Source organism: Gorillibacterium massiliense (assembly GCF_000455485.1).
GTDB classification, from domain to species: Bacteria; Bacillota; Bacilli; order Paenibacillales; family NBRC-103111; genus Gorillibacterium; species Gorillibacterium massiliense.
On sequence record NZ_CBQR020000102.1, the window covers coordinates 1 to 25,805 of the forward strand.

Genomic DNA, 25,805 nt, shown 5'->3' on the forward strand with positions numbered 1-25,805 from the left:
TTGTGCTTGATAGCCGTAAAGATTACCCTCCGTACGGAACCCGCTGAAGGAAGCTCCTTTCCCCGGAAAAGCGTCGAAATCCGTGCCCCGCAATCGGCAGCCGGGCTTGCGGAAAGCAGCATCCGTAGCCAGCGGATTCGGATCGCAATTCGCCACCTTTATATTTTCCAGAAACCCATCCAAGATCTGTTGAACGCGCTTGTATCCCGGATGCGCCCCGCCAGTGGTATAGGCGAGGAACTCATCCCATCCCTCCGGCTTATTGATGGAGTAAGGGGAGTTGTCGCATTGCATCTTTTTCCAAGGCCACAGGTTATAGCCAATATCCAGAGAAACGGCCAGTGGGTACATCGCCGCGAACCATTCCAAAGAATTTTCGCCCGTTTCACCCAACCACAGTGGCTGGTTCAGGCGTTCCGATACTTCCAGATAGGGTTGGTATGCTTCGATCCCCGGCATGCAGGCGTACCGGTGAAAATGAATGACCATGTTCTCGTCGAACCGCTTATAAAAGATTGCCGTATTCGTCGCCCAGTGATGCCCCTCGATGGACAGCAAATGCCGGGAGTCGATGGCACGAATGGCGGAAATCGCCTCTTCGTAAAAATCCACTAAGCGCTGCACAAAGTAATGGGGATGCTTATCCTCCAGCAAGCCGGGGCGCACTGGCTCGTTCAACAGGTCATACCCACCGACGATCCACCGGTCCTTATAGCGGCGGGCCAGTTCCTTCCACAGCTCAATGGCTTTGAGCCAACTGTCCGAGTCCGTATACAGCCTGGGAAAATCATCTACGCAGTCGTCGATATTGGAGCCGGTTTGCCCACCAGGCGCGCCATGCAGGTCGAGGAAGGCATAAACGCCGAACTCCTCGCACCAATCCAGACAGCGGTCGAGAAGAGCGAAGCCGTCCTCCTTCCATACGATGCCCGGCTCCTCCTCCATCAGCACTCGCCAACCGAAGGGGATGCGCACCGAATTGTAGCCCAGCTCTGCCATGAGCCGGATATCCTCCCTAGTGACGTAATGCTCCCGGAACTTCGTCCAAAACTGTTCTGCATACTCGCTGCCGGCAAGTTCCCGAATGACCCGCTCCATTTTGCGAGGACGATCGAATTCGCTGCCCCGTGAGAGCCACATATACCCTTCGGGAAGAAGCCAGTTGCCCAATCCCCACCCGGTTAAAACGATTTCCTCTCCCGCCTCGTTAACCACTTTTCGTCCTTCCGCCCGAAGGAAGCCTTTTACCCGCGAACGGCTCGTCTTTTCAAACATGCTGATGATCTCCCCTCTTGTTGTCGAATCGGTTTGCTATTCTCGCGGCTCATACCATTTGGGAACAAGCCGCCGGAACCCGTCATAATCCTCCAGCGCCAGCCGGCACCGTTCTTGCATCCCTGCGATTTCTTCCGCCCCGAAGGGAATGGCCCACACGATGGAAAAAAGCGAAGCATACGCCACGTAGAGCGCCTGCCGCCGCCAAAACGCTTCCGGTGGAGGACCGCCGAAATACCCGTCCAGCTTTCCTCTTGCGAAAGGCACGCTTACTTCCCGATCGAAGGACTGCACCTTGTAAAACTCTTCGGCATAATCTCCACAGTCCCAACGGTTGAAATCGATTACACCAATATGCCGGTCAGGAGTCCAGATCAGGTTGCCCAAATGGTAGTCGCCATGATGATAAACCAATTCCGCCTCGCCCAGCAAACCGATTTGCTCTTCCACATAAGCAGCGGCGATTTCATCCCCCTCAACCCGATAACTGCACTCTTCATACTGCCGCATTCTTCGCCGCATTTTTTCGCTCATGCGCCGCGTCCATTCCTCCCGGCTTATCTCACCGGGCTCCAGAGGCAGCCGGTGGATCTGCCGCAGGATTCCACCCGCTTCGTATCCGGCGGCATACTGCTCCTTCGACGAAAAAGACGGCAGAACGTCCTCCAGCGGCTCGCCTTCCACCCAGTCCAGCAGCATATACACTGTTCCACTGTCCGGGCTACGCCCGAAATCCACCGCCCGAGACATGGAAAAAGGAAGCCGGTTCGCCCGCCGGATCATCGCAAACTCACCGAGCTTCCCTTCATAATGACTCCCGTCGGACAGCCGCAGCAGCCGTTTTTCTCCGGCGCCATCGACAACTTCAAACTTCCGATCGCTGGACCAGCCTTTCAGCAGCGGCTCGATCCATTGCCAGTCTGCGGAACCCGGAACCTTCCGAATCGCCGCCAAATCCTCTGCTGTGATGATCTCGCTGTTCTTCATAAGCACCTCTAAACCGGACGGTTTACTTTCGACCTATGTACAAATAATGCATGCTCGTTCCGATGACATTCCGATCCCGGCTTAGCTGATATCCGATTTCTAGCCATTTGCGGTACTCCGTTTCGGTGAGTCCGTTAATCTCGGGTTCTCTTAAGCCCAAAACATTTTCCACCCCGGCAAAAGCAAGCTCGGTCAACCCGGAGGCAGCCATTAGCTCCCGCGCTTCATGATAACTCGTAAAATAGGCGGTGGTAAAGCCCTTCTCGGGACGGTTTTCCCCGTCCGCCAAATACACCAGCAGCTCTTCTGGCGACTCGATAGCGGCGGGCTCCATCAGCATGTCCATTAGCGGAGCGTAGGATGAAATAAACGAAGCAACCAGCAGCCCGCCGGGCTTAAGAACCCTTACCGCTTCTGCTGCCGCCTTTCGCCGGTCCTCTTCCTTGGTTAGATGATAGAGCGGCCCCATTAGGAGTACCGCATCATATTGAGCGTCAGTACCGTCAAGCGCAAGCGCATTTCCGTGAATATAGTCCGCCAGTTCAACCCCGGCTTCCTGTGCTTTTTCTTTGGCGAGGTCGAGATGTCCTTTGGCTAGGTCTAACAGAGTAACCTGATGGCCTTTTCCCGCAAGATAGATGGAATACCGCCCCGGCCCGCCGCCGATATCGAAAATATCGAGCCGCTCCCCTTGGATGAACTCATTGAGATAGCGCTTCGTGATGTCGAATTCGATCTTGTGCCGGGCAAGCCGGTTCCATTCGTCATACCTCTCTTCATAATACCGCTCGATGTCGTTCATAGGGGCGCCTCCAATCCAGGATGGGATGTTTTCCGCATTATAGCGCAGCGTTGCATCCGCACCTAGGACATTTTCCACAAGGAGGAAATTTCAAGCCCATTGCTTCCGCTAGAGAGAGTCGCTGAGGTTAATTCCGCATTCCCTCAATCCGTTCAACCGCTTCTTCCGCCGTCAAAAGCTCCTTAACCCCGGTCACCCGTTCCGTATATTCCACCTTGCCTTCTTCCGCATGCTTGCCTACGACGATGCGCACCGAGATGCCGATAAGATCGGCATCATGGAACTTCACGCCGGCGCGTTCGTCCCGGTCATCCAGGAGAACTTCCGCGCCGAGCCTGCTCAAGCGTTGCGCCAGCTCTTCCGCCAACTGCATTTGCGCGGCGTTTTGCCGCTGGACCGGGATGACATGCACCTGATAAGGTGCAATAGCCCGGGGCCAAGCGATGCCATGCTCATCGGCGGTTTGCTCGGCAATGGCTGCAAGGAGCCGGGATATGCCGATCCCGTAGCAACCCATGATGTAGTTCCGCTCACGTCCGCCTTCATCGGCAAAACGCGCTCCCAGCACATCGCTATACCGGGTGCCGAGCTTGAACACATGGCCCACTTCGATGCCTTTGTGGAACTGCAGCTTACCTTCGCCACAGCGCGGACAGGCTTCTCCTTCGCATGCGTTGCGGAAATCACCGCATTCGCTTGCGGCAAAATCCCGCCCCGGTACGACGCCGAGGAGATGATAATCCACCTCGTTCGCTCCGGCAATGCCCGTTTCCATTTGCGCCACAGCGGCATCCGCCAGCACCCGTACGTTTCCGGTAAGCCCCACCGGACCCGCAAAACCCGTCGGCACACCGATTGCGGCGGCGATCGCCTGCGGTTCGGCAAGCGTTAGATCCTCAGAGGCGCCTAAATAATTTTTCACCTTAATTTCGTTGACTTCATGATCCCCGCGCACCAGCACCGCCACTAAACCGCCGTCCGCCTCGTAAATCAGCGTCTTGATGATGGCTGAAGCATCCACGCCTAAAAACGCCGTTAACTGCTCAATTGTACGGACCCCCGGTGTATGGATTTTTTCAAGTTGGCGGGGTTTCTCGCTCATCTGTTCTCCCTGTACGACACGCTGTTCCTCCTGCCGTACCGACCCGGCTTCCGCCCGCTCCAGATTCGCCGCATAGTTGCAGCACGTACAAGCGGCAATAGTATCCTCGCCTATGGCCGAGAGCGCCATGAATTCATGGGTGCCGCCCTCGCCGCCGATGGCTCCCCCATCCGCTTCTACCGCCCGAAAGTTCAGTCCGCAGCGCTCGAAAATCCGAACATAAGCCTCATACATCGCCCGGTACGAGACGTCCAGCCCCTCCCAGGAAGCGTCGAAGGAATAGGCGTCCTTCATCAACAACTCCCGCCCTCGCAGCAGCCCAAACCGAGGACGGCGCTCATCGCGAAACTTAGTCTGGATTTGATAGAGCGTGACCGGCAATCTGCGGTAGGAGCTGATTTCGTTTTTTACGAGGGTTGTGACCACCTCTTCGTGTGTCGGGCCAAGGGCAAACTCCCGGTCATGCCTGTCCTTCAGACGGAACAAATCTGGCCCGTAAATCCGGTAGCGGCCCGATTGCTGCAGCAGTTCAGCAGGTTCCAGTGCCGGCATCAGCGTCTCTTGAGCTCCGGCCCGGTCCATCTCTTCCCGTACGATCTCCTCCAGCTTCCTCAGTACGCGCCGTCCCAAAGGCATATACGTATAAACCCCCGCCGCCAACTGGCGGATAAATCCTCCCCTAAGCAAAAGCTGATGGCTTGCGGCATCGGCTTCCGCCGGAATGTCCCGCAGCGTGCTGGCAAACAGCGTTGATTGTCGCATCAGTCTCGTCATCGGTATCCCTTCTCCCTTTTGGTTGAAAACAAAAAACACACCCGTCCTAAGGGACGAATGTGTCGTGGTACCACCCTAATTTCACCGCCGCGCAGCCGCCAAAAAACAGGCGAACACGAAGCAACGGTTCTCTCAACGGATCTAACGGTCCGGCGCCGGCAGCGGATACTTGCGTTCCCCTCTGCAGCTCGCAAGGCGGGAAGGACGATCGTATGGCATGGGACCTTTCAGCCGGGAGCCCCTCTCTGCAATGCCGCTAACGTTCATCTTATATCCTCGGTCAAAGCTGTTTGTTGAATGATTTACGCATCATCGCGATATTGGAAAATACTATAGCGCAAAGGTTTTTTCGCGTCAACCCCGGAAATCCGGTGCAGGTTCGCCGGGGTCTGCTGACCATTATCCGCCGGAAGCTGCCCTTAAGCCTTGGGGCCGCTCCCGTTGGCTCAAAAGAGTGACTGCTACTTTGACCTCCAAGGACGAACGCCCGCCCCTGTAGATACCCTGCAGCGGACTAACGTCTGCATAGTCGCGGCCGGTGCCGACCCGGATGTGGTTCGCCAGCGCTTCCACATTGTTGGTCGGGTCGAGACCGACCCAGCCGATGCCTGGTACCATCATTTCCACCCACGCATGGGAGGCAGCGTCACCCTTCAAAGCCGAGTCCTCGCCGACGTACAGATACCCACTGACATATCGGGCCGGTATTCCGTTCGCACGAAGGATGCCGATCATCACATGGGCAAGATCCTGACATACGCCTTTTTTCAAGGCAAAAGACTCTTGGGCTTTCGTATCCACATGGGTGCTGGAACCGTCATAGCTGAAGGTTTTGTGCAAATACTCCATCACCTGCCGGGAGAACCGTACCGGATCCTCCATCGGTCCCAATTCGTGCTCTACTTCCCGCAGTTGGTACGGCTGCAAAAACGTATAAGAGGTTTCATTCAAGAAAGACAAATAGTGCTGGTGAAACAAATGAGAATGAAAGATTAGCTTCATCTCTGGGCTGTAATTCACATAGTGCAGGAAGGGACTCCGTTGGACGCTGACGATCGAGGTGGTCTTCACCTCCAAATGGCGATGGGGCTCCGGAATGAAAAAGTCTTCCACACTGTTGCCCCATAAGTCCACATGCTCCTTGGTCAAGGAGGCCGGCGTGATTTCCGTCCGATAGGACAGAAGCCGTTGGCACTCATCGGTCCGCGGCTTGAGCCGGATCGTATTCATGCTTTGATCAACTGCGGATTCGTATTCAAATGTGTTGGTATGAACAATTTGATATTTCATGGGCTCTCGACTCCCCTGCTTACTCTCCTGCATACCTCGCATATGCGAGTTGCCCGTTGTTTGGGTGGGTTTGCAGCAAATAATAGGTTCTACTAAAAGTTTTCCCAATTTCCTTGCATTGAAACTGAAATTGGTTCAAAAAAACGTTTAATTCTTTCCGATCCAGCTCATGAATGCGCACTTTGTCAAAATCTAGCAATAGCGTATCCAGCGATGCATATAATTGCCAGGAATAATGAGAAACCATGCCCCGCTCCAGCTCGGAGACGGCGCGGCGAATATGGTTGATGCAGTACCGGATCGATTTGGGAAAAGCCGCCTCGGTTACCAAAAAGGTCAGGACCGGGTTCGGCTCCATGCTCGGCGGATACTGCTTCAAAAAAGCTTCGTAGCCGCTGACAAACTGGAGTGCAGAACGCCAGTAGTACGACTCGCCCTGGAAGCCGTTGGTGCCGGCGCCATGGGTATAATCGCTGACCACGCTGAGAATGCGTGCGGTTTTCTCCGCCTGCTCCAACCATTTGGCGATTTTGATGATCCAATAGGCAGGCCCGCGAAACATAGAGGATTCGAGAATGCCCCGGGCAGTGAGAGCCGTCATCTTCATCCGTGTCAAATAGCGGTGCAGCTCTTTTTTCGACCAGCCGTTGCCCCGGATCGATCGTCCGTCCAGATAAAAATCATTCCATACCTCCCACAGATCGTCCGGCAGTTGGTTGCGGATGCTGCGGGCGTTTTCCCGGGCCAGGCCGACGCAGTTGGCAAGAGAATTCGGGTTTTCATGGGAAAAAGTGAGCCAGGTGATCAGCGCTTCCTCATCCTGCGGGCATGCCTTGCGAATGGCGACAAAATCGTCGCTGGAGGCGCATATATCGAAGATCACTTCCCAATCGTGATTGGCCATGGTCTCCTCTTCCGAAGCCTCCAGCATCTGCAGGAATTGTACATTCAGTATACGCGCATTGGTTTCCGCCCGTTCTAAGTTTCGGGACATCCAGTACAAGGAATCTGCTTCGCGGCTAAGCATCGTATCCCTCCCCCTTCATGCTTTTGAGCACCCACGTATCTTTGCCTCCGCCGCCTTGAGAGGAGTTGACCACAAGCGACCCTTCGCGCAGCGCCACTCGGGACAGGCCGCCCGGCAGCACATGGGTTTTGCGTCCGCGAATGACGTAAACTCGCAGATCCACATGGCACGGATAGAAGCGGCCATTTTGAAAGGATGGCGCACGGGACAGCTTGATGGTCGGTTGAGCGATGTATTGATGAGGCGCGGCTATGATTTTATTGCGAAATCGAATAAGTTGCTCCTCGCTGGCATGAGGACCGATGAGCATATCGTAGCCGCCCGAGGCGCCGACGTTTTTAACCACCAATTGATCGAGGCGCTCCAGCACCCACTCCCGCTCATCGGGGTCGCGCAGCTGGTACGTTTCCACGTTGCTGAGAATGGGTTCCTCGTTCAGGTAGTAGCGGATCATTTGGGGCACATAGGCGTACATGGCCTTATCGTCGGCGACGCCGTTGCCGATGCCGTTGAGCAGCGCCACATTGCCGCTGCGATATGCCTTCAGCAATCCGGGTACACCCAGAACCGAATCTTTGCGGAACGCATGAGGGTCAAGAAAATCGTCATCGATCCGACGATAGATGATGTCTACCCGCTGCAGGCCGCGAATGGTCTTCATAAACACCACATTGTCCCGTACGAGCAAGTCCCGGCCTTCCACCAAGGAAATCCCCATTTGCTGAGCAAGAAATACGTGATCGTAATAAGCGGAATTATACATGCCGGGAGTGAGGAGAACCGCTTGGGGGATGCCTTTTTTAAAGGCGGGTGGAGCATGGTCAAGCAAAGCTTCGTGCAGGGCGAACAGTTGGTTTTCCAAAGAGTGGATCGGCTGCTTGGTGAAAAATTCCGAGTACACCTGGCGCATCACATAGCGGTTCTGGTAGACGTAGGACATGCCGGAGGGGCAGCGCAGGTTGTCTTCGAGAATGAGATAGCGGCCTTTTTCGTCGCGGATCAAATCGATGCCGGCCAAAAAGATGTGGTTTTTGAGAGGGATCGGCAAGCCTTGGACTTGCTTGTGATAGTAATAGGGGTTTTGCGTAATCAGCTCTTGCGGAACGATTCCGTCTTTGACGATCTGGCGGTCGTGGTAGATATCTTCGATGAACTGGTTTAGCGCCTCGGTGCGCTGCACCATTCCTTTTTCGATGAGGGTCCATTCTTTCGGCGGTATGATGATGGGGATGAAATCAAAGGGCATCGTTCGCTCCGTGTTGCTTTTTTCGCTATAAACGGTGAACGTAATGCCTTGTCTTAAAAAGGAGAGTTGAGCGGTCTCATGCTTCTCCTTCAACTCGTCATCGCTAAATCGGTTCAGCCTGCCGAGGAAGTCTCTGTAGTGATGTCTCGGTGCTCCGTTTCCTTGAAAGACAGCGTCAAAAAACGGTTCCGTGCTATACGGCTTCAACACCCTCATCATCCCTTTCCCATATGTACCTTACGGGGAAGCAGTGATTCATTGAGACCATCCTGAATTAACCTTGCTTCCATGGAGGTTAAGCTTCAGGCGGCTTCGCCGACTTTTCATACATTCGCTGATGCTGCGCTAGCGGCATGTATGTCTGATATGCGATTGTCCAGAGCCTTGCGCTATTTTCTTTCCACTCACTTCCTTTTTATGGATGATGACACCTTAGTATCTTTCTACGTTAAGGAAACTAACACCTCTTTAGAATGATTATAATCGATAAAGAGAAAACAAGACAGTGCAAATGAACGAAGCTCGTTCGCATGCACTGTCTTGTTGAAGAAACAGCTGTTATCGTTTGCCTGAATCGAAAGGTTCCCCGGACGCTTTCGGTGCCTGGGACGATTTAGAGAACAGGATGAGCGCGATCAGAGTGACCACGTAAGGGAAAATCTTCAGGTACATCGGAGGAATCGTCGCCAGACTGGGAATGACTTGAGAGACGTTCGCCACCGTACTGGCAAATCCGAAGAAGAAGGTGGCAGCCAGGACGCCGAAGGGTTTCCACTGACCAAAGATCAAGGAAGCCAGCGCCAGGAAGCCAAGACCCGCAACGGTTCCGTTAAACTCGCCGGACTGGGTGACGATGATGACCGCTCCGCCCAAGGCGGAGAAGGCGCCGGAGATCAGTACTCCGATGTAGCGCATCCGCCGGACGCTGACCCCCGCCGCTTCCGCTGCGTGGGGATGCTCGCCGCACGCCCGGAGTCGCAGGCCGAAGGATGTTTTATAAAGCAGGAATACGCTGACAAAAAGGATGAGCAAAATCAACCAGGTGCTGTCGTAGGTTTTGGTGAAAAACCATTTGCCGAGAACAGGGATCTTCGAAAGCCCCGGCACATTATAGGGCTGCATACCATGGGTAATTCGGATGTTGCCGCTGCCCGTAATATTCCGGGCCAGGAATACCGTAATGGCCCCGGCCACCATGTTAATAGCGGTACCGCTGATGACCTGATTCGCGCTCAAGTTAATGCTGGCAAAGGCGTGCAGCAGCGATAGCAGTGCCCCTGCGGCAAAGGCGGCCAAGAGTCCGACCCAGATGACCCACCACGCATTGGGATGCCCAGGTTGCAGCTTGAAGATGGTGAAGGCGCCGACGAAGGAACCGGCCACCATGAGGCCCTCCAAGCCGATGTTGACGATACCGCTTCGTTCGCTGAATAGCGCGCCGAGAGCCGTAATCAGCAAGGGGATGGTATAGACGATCGCATACGGGAAAATATTTTGCAGCGTCTCCCACATGTCAGTTTCCCTCCCCTTTTTCTTTGATGACTGGATCAACGGTGGGCCGGTTCGCCCGCCGCTTCAGCAAATACCGGACCAGACGTTCGATGAGAATGCTGGTAGCGGCGAAGTAGATGATGATCGCGATAATCGAATCGGCGATCTCTGGCGGAATGTCCGTATTCGCGTTCATGAAGCCCCGTCCGGAGTAAAGCAAGCCGAAGAAGGCGGCGGAAGCGAATACGCCGATTGGCGTATTGGCGCCAAGCAGCGCCACGGCGATGCCGTCAAAGCCTTGAGTAGGCATGACGCCGATTTGGATATTGGAGGCATTGCCAGTGTATTGGGCAAGACCGCCCAGACCAGCCAAAGCGCCGGCGATCAGCATCGACATCACGATGCTGCGGTTGACGGCGATACCCGCATATTCCGCGGCATGGCGGTTAAAGCCAACGGCTTTCAGCTCATAGCCGAGAGTGGTCTTATTGATGATAAAGGCGATCACGATCGTGGCCACGATGGCCAGGATCAAACCGAGATTGACGTAGGAGCCATGGAACCAGTCGGTCAGGAAGGATGCCTTCAAGCTGGCCGCATTGGGAATGGCCTTCGATTCCGTTTCGGAACCGGTGCCTCTGAAGTATTTCGGAACGAGATAGTAGACGAGCCAGAAGGCGATCCAGTTCATCATGATGCTGGATACGACCTCATGGACGTTGAACTTGGCTTTCAACAGACCGGGGATAAACGCCCAAATCGCGCCGCCGATTATGGCGACCAGAATCAAGACCGGAATCATCAGTCCGCGCGGCAGATCCCAACTGAGGGCTGCTGCCGTAGCGAGAAAGCCGCCGAAAAGCATTTGCCCCGGAACGCCGATATTGAACAAGCCGGTACGGAATGCGAAAGCGACAGACAAGCCGGTGAAAATAAGCGGCGTCGCCGTAGCTAGTGTGTTGCCGATCCGCTCCAGGTTTTTGAGACCGCCTTGAAATAGATAGCTGTAGCCCTCATACGGGTCGTGCCCGGTTACGATCATCAAGACGGCGCCGGCAATGAGGCCCAAGAAGGCAGCGATCAGGGAGACGATACCTGTTTTACTCATGCTCTCTCTCCCTTCTTCACGCCAGCCATCATCAAGCCGATTTCATTTTCGGTGGTTTCTGCTGCATTCACGAGTCCGATTAGCTCGCCGCCGTTGACAATGGCGATACGGTCCGACAAATTCATGATTTCCTCCAACTCCAGCGAGACCAGAAGAACGGCCTTGCCTTTATCTCGCTGTTCGATAAGCCGTTTGTGAATATATTCAATGGAACCGACGTCAAGTCCGCGAGTCGGCTGCACGGCGATAAGCAAATCCGGATTCAGCTCGATTTCACGGCCGATAATGGCTTTTTGCTGGTTGCCACCGGACAGGGAACGGGCGATGGATTGGCCGCCTTGCCCGGAACGGACGTCGAAACTGGAAATGATACCGGCAGAGTAATCCCGGATCGCTCCTTTATTCAAAAGACCGCGGCGGGAGAACGGACGCTTGCGGTATACTTCCAGCACCATGTTTTCTTCCAGAGAATAATCGAGGACGAGGCCACGTTTGTGCCGGTCTTCCGGAATATGGCCAATCCCTTTTTCGATCCGCTCCCGGATGGACGATCCGGTGATACTTTCTTCACCGAAGACGATGCTCCCGGATTCCGCTTTCAAAAGTCCAGTGATCGCTTCCACCAGTTCCGTCTGTCCGTTGCCTTCGACCCCGGCCACCCCGACGATTTCGCCGGCATGAACGTCCAGGGAGAAGTTTTTTAAGCCCAGCACTTTTTTGCTGTTCTTGACCGAAAGATTGTCCACATGAAGCACCCGCTTGCCCGGTGCCGCCGGTTTTTTCTCCACCTTGAACACAACCTGGCGTCCGACCATCATCTCCGCCATCGTCGCTTCGCTGGTTTCAGCCACCTCTACCGTTCCGATGGATTTACCTCTGCGGATGACGGTGCAGCGGTCTGCCAGCGCCTTGATTTCCTTCAGCTTATGGGTGATCAAGATGATCGACTTGCCTTCTGCGATCAGGTTTTTCATGATTTTGCCCAGTTCAACAATTTCCTGTGGCGTCAGCACCGCCGTAGGCTCGTCGAAAATGAGCACTTCCGCATTGCGGTACAGCATTTTCAGGATTTCCACCCGCTGCTGCATGCCGACGGAAATATCCTCAATTTTGGCGTACGGATCCACGTTCAAGCCGTACTGCTTGGACAGCTGTTCAATCCGTTTGCTCGCGCTTTTCAAGTCCAGCACAAGGCCGAACTTGCGGGATTCGCTACCGAGCACGATATTTTGCGTGACCGTAAAATTCTCCACCAGTTTGAAGTGCTGATGGACCATGCCGATGCCCAGATCGTTGGCAACATTGGGATTGCTAATGCGAACATCCTTGTCGTTCAGCCGGATCGTTCCCCGGTCGGGTTGATACATGCCGAACAAAATGCTCATGAGCGTCGACTTCCCGGCGCCATTTTCGCCTAGCAGGGCGTGGATCTCTCCCTTTTCCAGGCGCAGCGTGATATCGTCGTTGGCGACGACGCCAGGGAATTCCTTGCGAATGTTAAGCATCTCAACTACATAGCTCATGGAATGCTTCTCCTTAAGAAAAGGTCGTATAAAAACAGGACGGGCCTATGCGAACATTATAACCGCAAAAGGCCCTATCGCACAAAATAATATTGCCGGTTTTTGCCGGGATTACTCCACGTTTTCCGATCCTTTAAAACCATGCCGGTCATAAAAAAAAGACGGAGGGTTGATTCCGTCTTTTTCCGTCAATCAGACTACGATTATTGCGGTTCGATCAGGCCGGTTGCTTCAGCTGCAACCTTGATGTCGCCGGATTTCAGCTTCGCAAATACGTCAGCCACTTGTTTAACCGTATCAGCGCTCAGGTTCGGATTTTCCGTAGGAATGCCGACTCCGTCGTTTTTCGCATCAAGGGTGAGGGTTTGGCCGCCAGGGAATTTGCCGTCTTGCTCTTGTTTGATGATGTCAAAGGTGGCAATGTCGATTTTCTTCATGGCAGACGTCAGGATGATGGATTTGTTGTTCGCTTCATCATAAACGCCGTCTTTGTATTGGTCGACGTCAACGCCGACGATCCATACGTTTTTGCGGGTTTTGGCTTCATTGATGGAGCCTACGCCTACGCCGCCAGCAGCGGTGAAGATGACGTTAACGCCGCGGTCGTACATTTGGGCAGCCAGTTGTTGGCCTGCTGCTACGTCGCTGAAAGATCCTTGGTAAATCACGTTTTCTTTCTTCAGGCTGATCTTGGTGCCGAAATTGTCGTTAGCGTATTTCAGGCCTTGTTGGAAGCCCCAGTTGTATTTTTGCACGGCAGGGATTTTCATGCCGCCGATGAAGCCGGCTTCGCCTTCTTTCAGTTGCAGGGCGGTTGCCACGCCAGCTATGAAGCCAGACTCGTGCTCGGCGAAGAATACGGCTACCGAGTTGTCGCCGACTTTGCCGTCGCCTTTCTCTGGATGAGGCGTACCGTCGAGAAGAACGAATTTCGCGTCTTTGTATTTGTCTTGAGCGGCGAAGATGGCCGTTTCAAATTTAAAGCCAGGGGTAACGATGAATTTGTAGCCTGCATCGTACAGGTTGCCAATTTCCTTCAGGTAGTCGGCTTCCGTGGTGCCTGCCGGTTTGATGTACTTTTCACTAATGCCGAGGTCAGTCTTAGCCTTCAGGATACCTTCCCAAGTGCCTTGGTTGAAAGATTTGTCATCGATGGTGCCGGAGTCGGTAACCATGCCGACTTTCATGCCTTTTCCGCTGCTTCCTTCTTTCTTGGTATCCTTGCTGCCACAGCCTGCGAAAATCGTCAGCATCATGGCCAGGATAGTTAAAACGAGAAACCCTTTCTTCACTTTGAACGCCCCCGGTTAATGTAATGGAATGCTCTTGTCCTACATCTTACAGAATAGTGGGAAAGTCCGGCATTTTCAATCCCGATTTTTGGAAAAAGCTGACGGAAACCGCCGAATTCCTCCGCCGATCGGCACTGCCATAGGACCCAAACGAGAGTCATCTTCCGCTTGTGCCCACTGACTCTATCATATTTCACGAACCATTCGGATGTCAACATAGATGACTTTGTAATTTACCACCTGTAAAATGTAATTATTCGCTTTTCAACGTCGTTTCATATCTAAATTACGAACTTTTTTAAAAGAAATCACGAAAAAGTTCGGATTTAGGACTTTGCCGCGGTGCTATATAAAACCATCTCTCCGGATAGCCCCCACTTTCCGCTCGAATATCGGGATTCGGATCGATCTTGTCGCCCACTGGAGAGTGTTTCCTAGCGGATATACTTAGTATGGCGGCAGAGGGACCTCTCTATCCACAAAAAAAGAGCCGCCTCTAGAGGCGGCTTTTACAAATACCAAAGTCTGCGGGCTTTGCGGAATCATAGTCCGACTGGACAGAGATGCTCAAAAAAAGATAAGTAAACCTCAGATGATATCAAATGAGACGGTGGCCCCCGTCCGTATGGAGAACCGTTCCTGTCACAAAAGAGTTTTGAATCAAATACATGACGCTCCGGGCAACCTCCCCGGCTTGACCCACGCGCTTAGCAGGCAGCTTTTCCCCGATGGAGGTATAAAAAGCATTCCGAGCCTCCGCCGACATCCGGCTGCGTGAGGGAGTATCGATGATCCCCGGCGATACGGCGTTAACCCGAATTGGCGCAAGCTCGAGAGCAAGAGCTGCGGCAAGCTGCGAGACGGCGGCGTTGGCGGCGCCCAACACGGCGGAGCCGGCTGTCGCTTTATAAGCCACGACACCGGAAAACAGCGTGATGGACCCGTTCGGCGAGAGATAAGGGGCAGCATACTTGGTCGAATAATATTGGCCCCAAAATTTGCTTTCAAAAACAAACCGGGCTTTCGCCGAATCCTCCTGCAAAAAGGCGCCTCCGCCCGTCTCCGCCGCACTGACGACCAGATGGTCGAACGGGCCGAGCTGCGCGAAAAACCCGGCCACTTCTTGCTCATCCATCGTATTGAGCGGCAGCGCCGTTGTTTGGCCACCCAGATGGGCTTTTGCCTGATTCAACTTTTCGGGAGAGCGGCTGGCAATGACGACTTCGGCTCCCAAGGCAAGCGCCTGTTTTCCCGTTTCCAGACCAATCCCCGAGCTGCCCCCAATGATGACAATCTTCTGATTAGCAAGCATCCGCTACCACTCCTTCCCCTAATAACTGCAGATGCTTTTCCAACCTTTGCAACGCTTCCTCCATCTGGGGGCGATGCACGACGTCAAAGCAGGCAAAACTGGGCAGGGGTTTCATGCCCAAGTAACGCTGGACACGGTGCAAATGGCTTAACACTTCGTCCAGCGACTCCCCCTCGAAAAACTGGTCAGGATCTCCAAAGGCTTCCGCAGGCGCGTTCCATGTCGTCGAAAACATATACCGTTTGGCAACCAGCAATCCTCCCGCGCCATATCGACTCGATGATTTGAAAAACGTACCGTGGGCGTACACCTCGTCCATGTAGGTTTTGAGCAAGCCGGGAATGCTGAACCAATAGATCGGAGTTTGATAGATGACGATGTCCGCCTTCAAAAACTTTCTCCGTTCCTCTTCCACATCGTACCCTTCCTGCAGGATGCTGACGGCTACTTTGTTAGCTGGACTCAGAACCTCGACCATACGCTCCGTCAACGTCCGATTCAATCTGCCCTCCGAATCGCGATGCGACTGATGCCCGTTGATAATAAGAATGTTCATTTGCTGCCACTCCTTTTTCGTTGATGGCACTAGTATGAATGCAATAATAACTTTTGGGAAGTAATGATATTTTATTCATATAGTTACCTTTTCGAAACTTTTGTGCTAATCTTAGAAAAAACCGCTCATTTTTTTTGGAGGAGGAACCGGAAATGGAGCCAGTCATGGAACCCATCGTATTGAACAAAGGTGTCCCGGGAGAGCCTTGTCCCATCGCCAAGACGCTGGATATGATCGGGACAAAGTGGACGTTTCTCATCATCCGGGATTTGTTGATCGGGGGAACGCAGCGTTTTTCGGATCTGCAGAAATCTGTGGAAGGCATCAGCCCCAAAACGCTATCGCTGCGGCTTAGGGAGCTGGAGGAACACGGAATCGTCAGCCGCACCGTTTATCCTGAAGTGCCACCGCGGGTGGAGTACACCCTCACGGAGAAAGGCGAAAAGCTGGAGAGAATCTTCATCGAGCTGAAAAGGTTTGGGCTGCAGCTGTAACGGTCGACTGATACGCAAAAAACAGAAACCGGCAGGGAAACATGTTCCCTGCCGGTTTTTTTTGGTTTCTAAGCGATATATTCCGCAGTCATCCGCAGGAACAGTTCAGCACCGGTTTGCGGGCGGCCTGGGTTTCGTCCAGCCGCTTGACCGAAGCACCGTGAGGCGCGCCCAGCAGCAACTCCGGATCGTGGGAAGCCTCCTCCACAATGCGAATCAGCGTGTCGATGAACCCGTCGAGGGTTTCTTTGCTCTCCGTCTCAGTCGGCTCGATCATCAGACACTCTTCTACATTGAGCGGAAAATAGATGGTCGGCGGATGATAGCCGAAATCCAGAAGCCGCTTCGCCACATCCAGCGTACGAACGCCGTATTGCAGCAAGCCCGATCCCGAGAGTACGAATTCATGCTTGCAAATGCGCGGGTACGGGGTGCGGAAATACGGTTCCAGTCGTTTTCTCATATAGTTGGCATTCAGCACCGCCTGCTCCGATACCGCCTTCAGCCCTTCCGGTCCGTAGGAGCGGATGTACGTATACGCCCGGACCAGGATGCCGAAGTTGCCATAATACGCCTTCACCCGCCCGATGGAGTCCTCGCTGCCTTTATCGAAGGCGTACGTGCCGTCGCTTAGTTTGGCAACGGTTGGCGCGGGCAAAAACGGTGCTAACTTCATCTTAACGCCGACGGGCCCCGCTCCCGGTCCACCGCCTCCGTGAGGCGTACTCATCGTTTTGTGCAAGTTGAGGTGAACGACATCAAAGCCCATATCTCCGGGTCGGGCGATGCCCATGATGGCATTAGAGTTCGCGCCGTCATAGTACAGCAGGCCGCCGGCGCCGTGAACGATTTCGGCGATCTCGGCGATTTGCTCCTCAAACAAGCCGAGGGTGTTGGGGTTGGTGAGCATCAGCGCCGCCGTGTCGCTGCCGACAGCCGCCTTAAGCGCCTCCAGGTCGACCAGTCCCCGGGCATCCGATTTGATGGTCACCGTCTCGAATCCTGCCGAGGATGCGCTGGCGGGGTTGGTGCCATGGGAGGAATCGGGGACGATGATCTTCCGGCGCCCTGTTTCGCCGTTCTTTTCGTGGAAGGCGCGGATCATCATCAGTCCCGTCCACTCCCCGTGGGCGCCAGCGGCAGGCTGCAAGGTGACCCGGTCCATACCTGTCAGCGCGGCCAAATCCTCTTGGAGTCGGTACATAAGTTCTAACGCCCCTTGAATGCTTGCCTCGAGCTGATAAGGATGGATTTTAGCGAACCCGTCTAAGCTCGCCGTATCTTCATTGAGTTTCGGATTGTATTTCATCGTGCAGGAGCCCAGCGGGTAAAATCCGTTGTCGACGCCGAAGTTCCGGCGGGAAAGCGCCGTGTAGTGCCGGATTACATCCACTTCGTAAACCTCCGGCAGCTCAGCGGGCTTGCTCCGCAAATACGTTGCCGGGATCAGATCGGTTAATTCGGTTTCGGGAACGTCACACTCCGGCAAGGAATAGGCGATCCGGCCCGGTTTGCTCAACTCGAATATCAAGGACTGCTCTTTCTTTTCGCTGCCGCTCATAGTGCCGCCTCCAATCTCTTGATGAATCGGTCGATTTCCGCTTTGGTCCGTCTTTCCGTCACCGCTACCAACAGATGTCCCTTCAGCTCCGGATAATCCGCGCCAAGATCATAGCCGCCGATGAAACCCATCTGCAGCAGTTCGCGGTTCACCCGGCCGACGTCCACCTTTTCGGGCAGTTTGAGTACAAACTCGTTGAAAAAAGGGGCGGAAAAAGCGGTCGCCAACTTTCCGCTTTGGTCAGCGAGTGCGGCGGCATAGTGCGCCTTCTGCACGTTGAGGCGTCCCATTTCGGGAAGCCCGGTTTTGCCCATCACCGACAGATAGATCGAGGCGCAAAGAGCGAGCAGCGCCTGGTTCGAGCAGATGTTGGAGGTGGCCTTCTCCCGGCGGATGTGCTGCTCCCGCGCCTGCAGGGTCAGCACGAAGCCGCGTTTGCCGTCGCGGTCGACGGTTTGGCCGACGATCCGGCCGGGCATCCGCCGCATCAAAGCCTCCGTGACGGCAAAGAACCCGCAGGTGGGGCCTCCCAAGGAGGCGCTCACGCCCAAGGGCTGGGCGTCGCCAACAACGATGTCGGCCCCCATCCTCCCCGGGCTCTCCAAAAGCCCGAGGGAAAGCGGGTTGACGCCGGCGACGAGCAGGCCCTTGTGGCGGTGGGCGATGGGCTCGATGGCCCGCAGGTCCTCGATGCAGCCGAAGAAATTCGGCGACTGCACGATAACCGCAGCCGTATCCCCATCCACCGCCTCCGCCAGCGCCACGAGATCCGTGACACCGCCGGCGTCGAAACCGACCTCGGCCACCTCGAGGCCGAGGCCGCGGGCGGTGGTGCGCAGCACCGCCCGCGCTTCCGGGTGCACCGCCCGGGACACGACGATGCGCTGCCGCTTCGTGTGGGCGGCGGCCATCGCACCGGCCTCGGCCAAAGCGGTGGCCCCGTCGTACATGCTGGCGTTGGCGACCTTCATCCCCGTCAGCTCGCAAATGTACGACTGGAATTCAAAAATCGCCTGCAACTCGCCTTGGCTGATCTCCGGCTGATAGGGCGTATACGCCGTGTAAAACTCGGAGCGGGACAACAAATGATGGATGACAACGGGAATCTGATGATCGTATATCCCAGCTCCGAGAAAGCTGGTGTGGGTCTCGAAATCGGCGTTTTTCTCGGCCAACTGCTTCATATGCTTCAGGAGGGCGGCCTCATCCAACGCCTCCGACATCGGCAGTGCGCCTTTGTAGCGAAGCTCTGCCGGAATATCGGCAAACAAGTCCTCCATCTTCTCCACGCCGACGGTTGCCAGCATTTCCTCGCGATCCTGATCGGTCATCGGCAAGTAGCGGTGCTTCATGACTGACGCTCTCCTTTCCCGGCTAGGGTTCGATTATTATGGGTTCTTTTATAAAATGGGGCTTTCACCACGCGGGCCAGCAGCAGCTTACCGCGGATTTCCACCCAAACCTCGGTGCCCAGCCCGGCATACTCCATATCTAGCAGCGCCAAGCCCAGATTTCGTTTGAGCGTAGGGGATTGAGTGCCGGTGGTGACTTCCCCGATTTTTCGCTCTCCAGTCGCATCCGCGTAGACGGCATAATGTGCCCTTGGGATGCCCCGGTCTACCAGCTCCAGACCGACCAGCTTACGCTTTACGCCTTCCGCTTTCTGCTTGGTTAGCGCCTCCCACCCGATGAACTCGCCCTTTTCCAGCTTGACGAAGGGCGCGAGGCCCGCCTCCAGGGGGCTGATCTTGGACGACAGCTCCTGGCCGTAAAGCGGCAGCCGCGCTTCAAAACGCAGCGTGTCTCGGGCTCCCAAACCGCAGGGCAGAAGCCCTTTTGGCTCCCCTGCCGCGATAAGCGCCCGCCACAGCCGCCCGGCATCCGCAGCCGCCACGTACAGCTCGAAGCCGTCCTCACCGGTGTAGCCGCTGCGTGAAAGGATCGCCGGCACCTCACCAACCGAGACATCCGGTAAAAAAGAGAATGCCTTCAACTCGCCGATCGGTGCATCCGTAAGCTGCGACAAAACGGCTTCCGCTTCAGGCCCCTGCAGAGCGAGGAGCACCATCTCTTCCGACACGTCCTTCAATTCGACGTCTCCGATCAAATGCTCCCGTAACCAATCCCAATCCTTTTCGAGATTAGCGGCGTTGACCACCAACATGTAGTAATCCTGCGTAAACCGGTAGACGAGCAAATCGTCAACGGTGCCGCCGTCCGGGTAGCACATCAGCGAATACTGGGCTTCCCCATCCGATAGCCGGGCAATGTTATTAGTGGTGACAGACTGCAAAAATGACTCCGCGTACTGCCCTGTGACGATGAACTCTCCCATGTGGGATACGTCGAACAGTCCCGCCCGCTCCCGGACCGCCTCATGCTCCTTGCCGATACCACTGAACTGCACCGGCAGCTCCCAGCCGCCGAAATCGATACAGCGTGCTTCGGGAAACGCGGTATACTCGGGGAAAAGTGGAGTTCGCTTCAGTTCGCTTTTTTCACCCATTTGTCTCACCTCATCAGTTGTGGTCGCTGCCGTAATAGCCTTGAACAACCTTGCTCGGCAACGCAAAAAAGGACAGGCGAAAGGCGAGATATGCTTCACGCATACCGCCTATCGTCTCTGTCCTTTTACCTGAGAGTTGTTCTGACGCGGGTTATTCCGCCCGCCGAGTTTCCCCTTGGGTGACCTTCCCGCCGTTTTTGAAGACGGAAACGGAACGGTTCTCTCCAGAGATGCGTCCGGCAGAAGTCCTTTTGCCTGAGAGATTCACTCCGGTGAGAGCTTACTCCTTCGGCGTTACCTGATGCGCGGTAATCTCTCCCGCTGCCGTCATCCGCTTTTATCAAGTTGTGGAAAATCTTCTCTCCTCTATTAAATCCCGAAAATCATCCGGTGTCAATAAAACTGACACATTTACAAACCCCGATATTGACAGCCCGCCGGGCAATGCGTACTCTAAAAGTAACGAACATATTGCGGATGAAGAAGGTCGGGAGAGACCGTCTAGGCACCTTTTCGTTTCCTTACGGAAAGACGATAGGATAGCCTAAGTCGGGCACCGAAGGAGCAAGCCGTCAGGACCGCCATCCTGTGGCCAATCTCTCAGGTAAACGTACCGCCTTACGACGCGGCTCTGGAGAGAGCGAAAGCCGCCAAAGGGGTAATTTTTCCGTTCGGGGTCGAACAGAAAAAGAAACTCTCAGGCACCGAGGACAGAGAAAAGGCGCATGCCTTTCCCTTTGTCTTTTTTTGTTGTACCCCATCCGATATCGAACGAGGAGAATCCAAAATGAGCGAGATCAAAGCAGCGTTCAAGTACAGCGAAGACCATGAATGGGCGGAGACGGTAAGCGATACCGTCGTTCGCGTCGGCATTTCCGATTTTGCGCAAAACCGGCTGGGCGACATCGTGTTCGTGGAGCTGCCGGAAGTCGGCGCTGCTATGTCCGCGGGAGACGGCATGGGGACCATCGAGTCGGTCAAAACCGTCTCCGACTTGTTCTGCCCGGTGAACGGAACCGTCATCGCCGTTAATACAGCCCTCATCGATCAGCCCGAGCTGGTTAACAGCGCTCCTTACGGGGAAGGCTGGCTGGTTGAAGTGGAGATCGGCAGTACAGCAGAAGAAGCGGTGGCGCATTTGATGAACGCCGAGCAATATGCCGCTCACATTGAAACAGAAGAGTAAAATAACGAAAAGAGCTGTTCCTCCGGCATAAACGCCTAGGAACAGCTCTTTTTCATGCCGGATGCATGGAGAGCGGCACATTTACCAAAAAAGATCAGGTGAGACGTATGAAAAGCTGCCGCTCGTCAAAGGATAGGATAGATCAGTTCGGAAAGGGAGATGGATATGAAAAGCCGCCTGCACCCCGATACGCGTATCGGGCATGTACAGATCAAGGTCAGCCGCTTGGAACGCTCCATTGTCTTTTACCGGGATATTGTCGGGCTTCAAGTGTTGCGGCAGACAACGGACACGGCGGAGATGAGCGCCGACGGCCGCAGACCGCTGGTTATTCTGCGGGAACTGGCGCAAAACCTTGACGCTTCCCATCAGGAGCGGACTCCCCATGCCGGGTTGTATCATTTCGCCCTGCTGGTGCCGACCCGTCCCTCGCTGGGCGTGGCGCTGCGCAATTTAATGGCAAGACACATCGAAGTGGGCCAAGGCGATCATCTGGTGAGCGAAGCTTTGTATATCAGCGATCCCGACCGAAACGGTATCGAAATTTATGCCGATCGTCCCCGGGACGACTGGATGAAGGACCCCCGGGGCGAATACGTCATGGCCGCCGATCCGGTGGATATCGAAGGATTGTTGGAGGAGGCGCAAAACGTGAGTTGGACCGGCCTCCCGCCAGGCACGACGGTGGGGCATGTCCACTTTCATGTGGCGGACTTGCAAAGGGCGGAGCATTTTTACTGCGATGGATTAGGGTTCGATATCGTGCTCCATTACGGTCCCTCCGCCTTGTTCGTTTCTGCCGGGGGTTATCATCACCATGTCGGGCTGAATACATGGGCGGGCAAAGGCGCCCCCCCGGCGCCGAAGAATGCTCCCGGCCTTGATTTTTATTCGCTGCAACTGACGTCTGAGGAAGAGCGGCAGGAGGTGCTTCAGCGCCTCGCGGATCGCGGTTATAAGACATGGCAGGATGATGAAGGCGTGTGGACATCCATGGATGACAACCAGATCGTCGTCAAGCTGTTGGCTCTTTAGCGTAACTTGTCCGGGTGCCCGGGGGGTTATGATTTTGTATAGAAGATCAACCCGCATGCTACTGGTTAAGCGGGAATCCCATCATACTGGAGGATGTATATATGAAAATCGGAGTCATCGGAGCAACCGGCAAAGCCGGCAACCAGTTGGTCAAGGAAGCGATGAAACGCGGCCATGACGTAACGGCTATCGTCCGAAACGCCCTGAAACTGGATGATTTTCATGGAAAAATATTAGAGAAAGACCTGTTCGATCTGACCAACGAGGATATCTCCTCCTTCGACGCGATCATCAATGCCTTCGCTGCAGCTCCAGGGGAAGAAGATTTGCATGTGAAAGCCGGACGGACGCTTATCGAGGCTGTAAAGGGCAGCCCGAAAACCCGGTTGATCGTGGTCGGCGGCGCTGGGAGTCTTTTTACCGATGAGGGCCACACGACCCGGTTGATGGACACGGCGGATTTCCCGCCGCAGTTTTTTCAGACGGCTTATCATCAAGGCGAAAACCTGAAAGATCTGCAAGGGACGGCCGATATCGATTGGACCTTTGTCAGCCCTTCGGCCTTTTTTGACCCGACGGGCAAACGCACCGGTGCTTACCAGCAAGGCAAGGACGAATTGCTGGTAAACTCCAAAGGCAGCAGCTACATCAGTTACCCCGATTACGCAATCGCCATTGTGGACGAAATCGAGAACCCCCAGCACCGCAAAGAGCGCTTCACCGTCGTCGGCGAGGCCGAGTAAACGGTAGAGCGACGCCGGACGGTTTTCGTATAGGCAGCTTCGCATGAATGAAATAGGCTGCGGCAGAGTGAATCTTACCCTGCCGCAGCCTTTATGCTGGATGATCCCTTGAGTTCCGTAGTTATACCTTTGACGATCCACCGTAGTCCGATGATGATGACGATAAGCAGCGGGATAAAGCGCTATTTCTGCGCGTTCAACTTGCCAAGCACTTTCTCCCAATTGGCTTGATCCTCCTCCGCAATGACACTTCCATGACGGGCGGCGAGCTGCAGACTTGGGACAGCATCGGGGTCCCCCAGCAATTTCAGAAATAACAGATACTTCTTTCCAGGTTCCACGGTATTCGCAAGGATAATACTCTGGGCGTTGAGCAACCGTTGATCGTCCTTGAACTTCTCGAGGATTTTAAAGGTAAACAGGCGAATGACGCCATTATCCATGGAATAATCTAACGGTTTGATCATGATAACCGCGTCGGAAATCCCGATCATCTCCTGAACGCTGTCCACATGGTCAATAACCTTTGTCCGTTCGTTTTTGAACTTTGCTTCCGGCAGCGATTGAATATCTTTCGCCAGCCTGTTAACCCGAATATCCTTGAAGGGACCGGATAGGAAGACTCCATCCTTCACAGGGTTCACCCACGAAAGATTAGTTACTCTATAGTTAACATAATCGATAAAAGGCGATTCAGAGCTTTCCAAAAATAAGAAATAGGTCTCTCCCTTATGAAGGGGATCATTGGAGGTAACATGGATTAACGGTTCATCGAGCTGACCTTTGACCTCTTTCTTAACGGAAACTAGATATAACGGACTCGAATTGTCGTATGTCCCTGTTTCCTTCACCGTGCCAATAACAATATGATCCGCTCTCTTCGTGAATTCTTTTATCGTTGGCTCAAAGGACATACACACATCTATTGGAACCGGCAGCCAAACTCCATCCCACACATAGCCGGAATCTTCCTTACTCGCCATAGCTCCACGGATGATGACAATGGCCAACGCCAAAAACCCGATGATTGCACTCCCCAACCCGATTTTCAAATGTTTCGCCACGATCAACCCCCTCCTTACGGGCAAACTTGCTTCAAATGGTTTAATCAGCGCTAAGGTGAAGGAACCATTGGCACTCTTCTGTAAATCTTTTCCAAACCCCATAAAACCCTCCGTTCACCTTGAAAATGGCACGGGTCTTTGAAAGTGGATATGTATTTCAATATATCGCTTGATTTGGCATTTATCTGCCAATATTGTGGCTCACATAGAATAATAATGACATTATCCAACGTTTTATTATTGGACATTCACCCGCCCGCTTGCACCAGTCGTCCCCTCATCTCCATATGATGAACTACCGGGAAAGGAGTGAACCGTAATGGACATTTGGGGAGAAATGGAGCACGGGCATTTCGAGCAGCTTGTTTTCGTCCACGATCCGGACAGCGGGCTCAAAGCCGTCATCGCCATTCACAATACGACCCTCGGACCCGCTCTCGGGGGTTGCAGGATGTGGGCCTATCCTAGCGAGGAAGCGGCTGTGCAGGACGCCCTTCGCCTAGCCCGCAGCATGACGTATAAATCGGCGGCGGCTGGACTTGCCTATGGTGGAGGCAAAGCGGTCATCCTCGCTCCCCCCGCAAGCGGCAAGCGGGAAGCGGCTTTTCGCGCTTTCGGGCGAGCGGTGCAGGGAATGGGCGGCCGGTATATCACAGGCCTGGATTTGGGTACAACCGTAACGGATATGGATCGAATCAGCGACGAAACGGACTACGTGACGGATATCTCCGGGTCGCTGGGTGCTGTTGGGGATTTTACGGCAAAAATGACCGCTTATGGAGTCTTTTTAGGCATCAAAACTGCTCTTGAGGAGATTTACGGCTCCGATGACCTAAACGGGCGCACCATTGCGGTCCAAGGCATGGGCAAAGTCGGCTACTGGCTCTGCCGATATTTAAGCCGCGCGGGAGTCAGCCTGATCATAACGGATACAAACGAAGCCGCTTTACGGCGGGCGTCTGAGGATTTTGCCGGTGCTAATCCCGTTTCACCGGACGTTATCCACCGGACCACCTGCGACATTTTCGCACCGTGCGCCATCGGCGGCATCTTGAACGACGTGACGCTCCCACAGCTCAATTGCAAAATCGTCGCCGGAGCGGCCAACAACCAATTGGTGGAGGAGCGGATCGGCGCTGCATTGGCGATGCGGGGCATCCTCTACGCGCCGGATTACATCATCAACGCAGGCGGAATTATCGTCACCGCTGCCGAGCTGGCTAGCTGCGACGCCGATTTCGCGGAACGTCAGGTAGAGCGGATTCGGACGACTCTGCGCCGTGTATTCGCTTCCGCCAAAGCCGCCGGAATCACCCCCGGCGAAGCTGCCGATCGCCTAGCCTTGCAAGCCCTCGCGCAACGCCAAACACGTCAGTCTTAACTTATATGGAAGGAACCGCCGGCTCCGCGGCGAATACGTTCATGCAGTCC

At 54.5% G+C, this 25,805-nt stretch carries 22 protein-coding genes and 4 riboswitches; of the genes, 5 read left to right on the top strand and 17 right to left on the bottom strand.

Annotation, left to right across the window (positions count from 1 at the left end; all coding sequences use genetic code 11):
* The 13 genes from TJ79_RS13140 to TJ79_RS13200 form a co-directional block, all read right to left on the bottom strand.
* Window positions 1-1,275, bottom strand: a 1,275-nt coding sequence (locus TJ79_RS13140) for a glycoside hydrolase family 5 protein (RefSeq protein WP_040950784.1), incomplete at its 3' end; no start/stop codon positions are given.
* 36 nt (window positions 1,276-1,311) lie between these two features.
* Window positions 1,312-2,262, bottom strand: coding sequence for a phosphotransferase family protein (locus TJ79_RS13145; protein WP_052339571.1), 951 nt, complete (start codon window positions 2,260-2,262; stop codon window positions 1,312-1,314).
* 22 nt (window positions 2,263-2,284) lie between these two features.
* The gene (locus TJ79_RS13150) at window positions 2,285-3,064 is read right to left on the bottom strand and encodes a class I SAM-dependent methyltransferase (protein ID WP_040950785.1); all 780 of its coding nucleotides are present in this window, start codon (window positions 3,062-3,064) and stop codon (window positions 2,285-2,287) included.
* A 127-nt stretch (window positions 3,065-3,191) separates the two neighbouring features.
* Window positions 3,192-4,928 carry a proline--tRNA ligase gene (locus TJ79_RS13155; protein WP_040951036.1) on the bottom strand — a complete coding sequence of 579 codons (1,737 nt, stop codon included), beginning with the start codon at window positions 4,926-4,928 and terminating at the stop codon, window positions 3,192-3,194.
* Window positions 4,929-5,339: 411 nt separating this feature from the next.
* On the bottom strand, window positions 5,340-6,230 hold the full coding sequence (locus tag TJ79_RS13160; RefSeq protein ID WP_052339572.1) for a transglutaminase family protein: 891 nt from the start codon (window positions 6,228-6,230) through the stop codon (window positions 5,340-5,342).
* A 19-nt stretch (window positions 6,231-6,249) separates the two neighbouring features.
* Window positions 6,250-7,257 carry an alpha-E domain-containing protein gene (locus TJ79_RS13165; RefSeq protein WP_052339573.1) on the bottom strand — a complete coding sequence of 336 codons (1,008 nt, stop codon included), beginning with the start codon at window positions 7,255-7,257 and terminating at the stop codon, window positions 6,250-6,252.
* Entirely contained in the window at window positions 7,250-8,713 is a 1,464-nt protein-coding gene (locus tag TJ79_RS13170) for a circularly permuted type 2 ATP-grasp protein (RefSeq protein ID WP_040950786.1), read from the bottom strand. The genes TJ79_RS13165 and TJ79_RS13170 overlap by 8 nt, the downstream gene beginning before the upstream one ends.
* A 348-nt stretch (window positions 8,714-9,061) precedes the next feature.
* Window positions 9,062-10,015, bottom strand: a complete 954-nt coding sequence (locus TJ79_RS13175; RefSeq protein WP_040950787.1) for an ABC transporter permease — start codon at window positions 10,013-10,015, stop codon at window positions 9,062-9,064.
* A 1-nt stretch (window position 10,016) separates the two neighbouring features.
* Window positions 10,017-11,102: an ABC transporter permease gene (locus TJ79_RS13180; protein WP_040950788.1), complete on the bottom strand. Its 1,086-nt coding sequence runs from the start codon at window positions 11,100-11,102 to the stop codon at window positions 10,017-10,019.
* Entirely contained in the window at window positions 11,099-12,625 is a 1,527-nt protein-coding gene (locus tag TJ79_RS13185; protein ID WP_040950789.1) for an ABC transporter ATP-binding protein, read from the bottom strand. Before TJ79_RS13185 ends, TJ79_RS13180 begins: the two co-directional genes overlap by 4 nt.
* Before the next feature lie 203 nt (window positions 12,626-12,828).
* A complete protein-coding gene (locus TJ79_RS13190) occupies window positions 12,829-13,917 on the bottom strand; it encodes a BMP family lipoprotein (RefSeq protein WP_040950790.1) in 1,089 nt (362 codons plus the stop codon).
* 598 nt (window positions 13,918-14,515) lie between these two features.
* Entirely contained in the window at window positions 14,516-15,229 is a 714-nt protein-coding gene (locus TJ79_RS13195) for an SDR family oxidoreductase (RefSeq protein WP_040950791.1), read from the bottom strand.
* Window positions 15,219-15,785, bottom strand: a complete 567-nt coding sequence (locus TJ79_RS13200; protein ID WP_040950792.1) for an NAD(P)H-dependent oxidoreductase — start codon at window positions 15,783-15,785, stop codon at window positions 15,219-15,221. The genes TJ79_RS13195 and TJ79_RS13200 overlap by 11 nt, the downstream gene beginning before the upstream one ends.
* 152 nt (window positions 15,786-15,937) lie before the next feature.
* Here TJ79_RS13200 and TJ79_RS13205 point away from each other — a divergent pair, with 152 nt between their 5' ends.
* Complete coding sequence (locus tag TJ79_RS13205; protein WP_040950793.1) at window positions 15,938-16,279, top strand: winged helix-turn-helix transcriptional regulator; 342 nt, start codon at window positions 15,938-15,940, stop codon at window positions 16,277-16,279.
* Window positions 16,280-16,367: 88 nt separating this feature from the next.
* Here TJ79_RS13205 and gcvPB read toward each other — a convergent pair whose 3' ends face one another.
* The 3 genes from gcvPB to gcvT are packed head-to-tail and all read right to left on the bottom strand — an operon-like array spanning window position 16,368 to window position 20,346.
* A complete protein-coding gene (gcvPB, locus tag TJ79_RS13210; RefSeq protein ID WP_040950794.1) occupies window positions 16,368-17,840 on the bottom strand; it encodes an aminomethyl-transferring glycine dehydrogenase subunit GcvPB in 1,473 nt (490 codons plus the stop codon).
* On the bottom strand, window positions 17,837-19,192 hold the full coding sequence (gcvPA, locus tag TJ79_RS13215; protein WP_040950795.1) for an aminomethyl-transferring glycine dehydrogenase subunit GcvPA: 1,356 nt from the start codon (window positions 19,190-19,192) through the stop codon (window positions 17,837-17,839). The genes gcvPB and gcvPA overlap by 4 nt, the downstream gene beginning before the upstream one ends.
* Window positions 19,189-20,346 (bottom strand): glycine cleavage system aminomethyltransferase GcvT, encoded by a 1,158-nt coding sequence (gene gcvT, locus TJ79_RS13220; RefSeq protein WP_040950796.1) that lies wholly within the window; start codon window positions 20,344-20,346, stop codon window positions 19,189-19,191. Before gcvT ends, gcvPA begins: the two co-directional genes overlap by 4 nt.
* A 107-nt stretch (window positions 20,347-20,453) precedes the next feature.
* Window positions 20,454-20,579: riboswitch (glycine riboswitch) on the bottom strand.
* Window positions 20,580-20,677, bottom strand: a riboswitch (glycine riboswitch). It lies immediately after the preceding riboswitch.
* Between the two features lie 147 nt (window positions 20,678-20,824).
* Window positions 20,825-20,972, top strand: a riboswitch (glycine riboswitch).
* 3 nt (window positions 20,973-20,975) lie between these two features.
* A riboswitch (glycine riboswitch) is annotated at window positions 20,976-21,062 on the top strand.
* Between the two features lie 71 nt (window positions 21,063-21,133).
* Between gcvT and gcvH the strand changes: the two genes are divergently transcribed.
* The 3 genes from gcvH to TJ79_RS13235 all read left to right on the top strand — a co-directional run bounded on the left by gcvH (window position 21,134) and on the right by TJ79_RS13235 (window position 23,310).
* Window positions 21,134-21,532: a glycine cleavage system protein GcvH gene (gcvH, locus tag TJ79_RS13225; RefSeq protein WP_040950797.1), complete on the top strand. Its 399-nt coding sequence runs from the start codon at window positions 21,134-21,136 to the stop codon at window positions 21,530-21,532.
* A gap of 165 nt (window positions 21,533-21,697) precedes the next feature.
* Complete coding sequence (locus TJ79_RS13230) at window positions 21,698-22,567, top strand: VOC family protein (RefSeq protein WP_040950798.1); 870 nt, start codon at window positions 21,698-21,700, stop codon at window positions 22,565-22,567.
* Window positions 22,568-22,668: 101 nt separating this feature from the next.
* Entirely contained in the window at window positions 22,669-23,310 is a 642-nt protein-coding gene (locus TJ79_RS13235; RefSeq protein ID WP_040950799.1) for an NAD(P)-dependent oxidoreductase, read from the top strand.
* Between the two features lie 182 nt (window positions 23,311-23,492).
* Here the strand turns inward: TJ79_RS13235 and TJ79_RS13240 are convergent, their stop codons facing one another.
* Window positions 23,493-24,374, bottom strand: coding sequence for a hypothetical protein (locus tag TJ79_RS13240; RefSeq protein WP_040950800.1), 882 nt, complete (start codon window positions 24,372-24,374; stop codon window positions 23,493-23,495).
* Window positions 24,375-24,693: 319 nt separating this feature from the next.
* Between TJ79_RS13240 and TJ79_RS13245 the strand changes: the two genes are divergently transcribed.
* A complete protein-coding gene (locus TJ79_RS13245) occupies window positions 24,694-25,755 on the top strand; it encodes a Glu/Leu/Phe/Val dehydrogenase family protein (RefSeq protein ID WP_040950801.1) in 1,062 nt (353 codons plus the stop codon).
* Window positions 25,756-25,805: the final 50 nt, after the last annotated feature.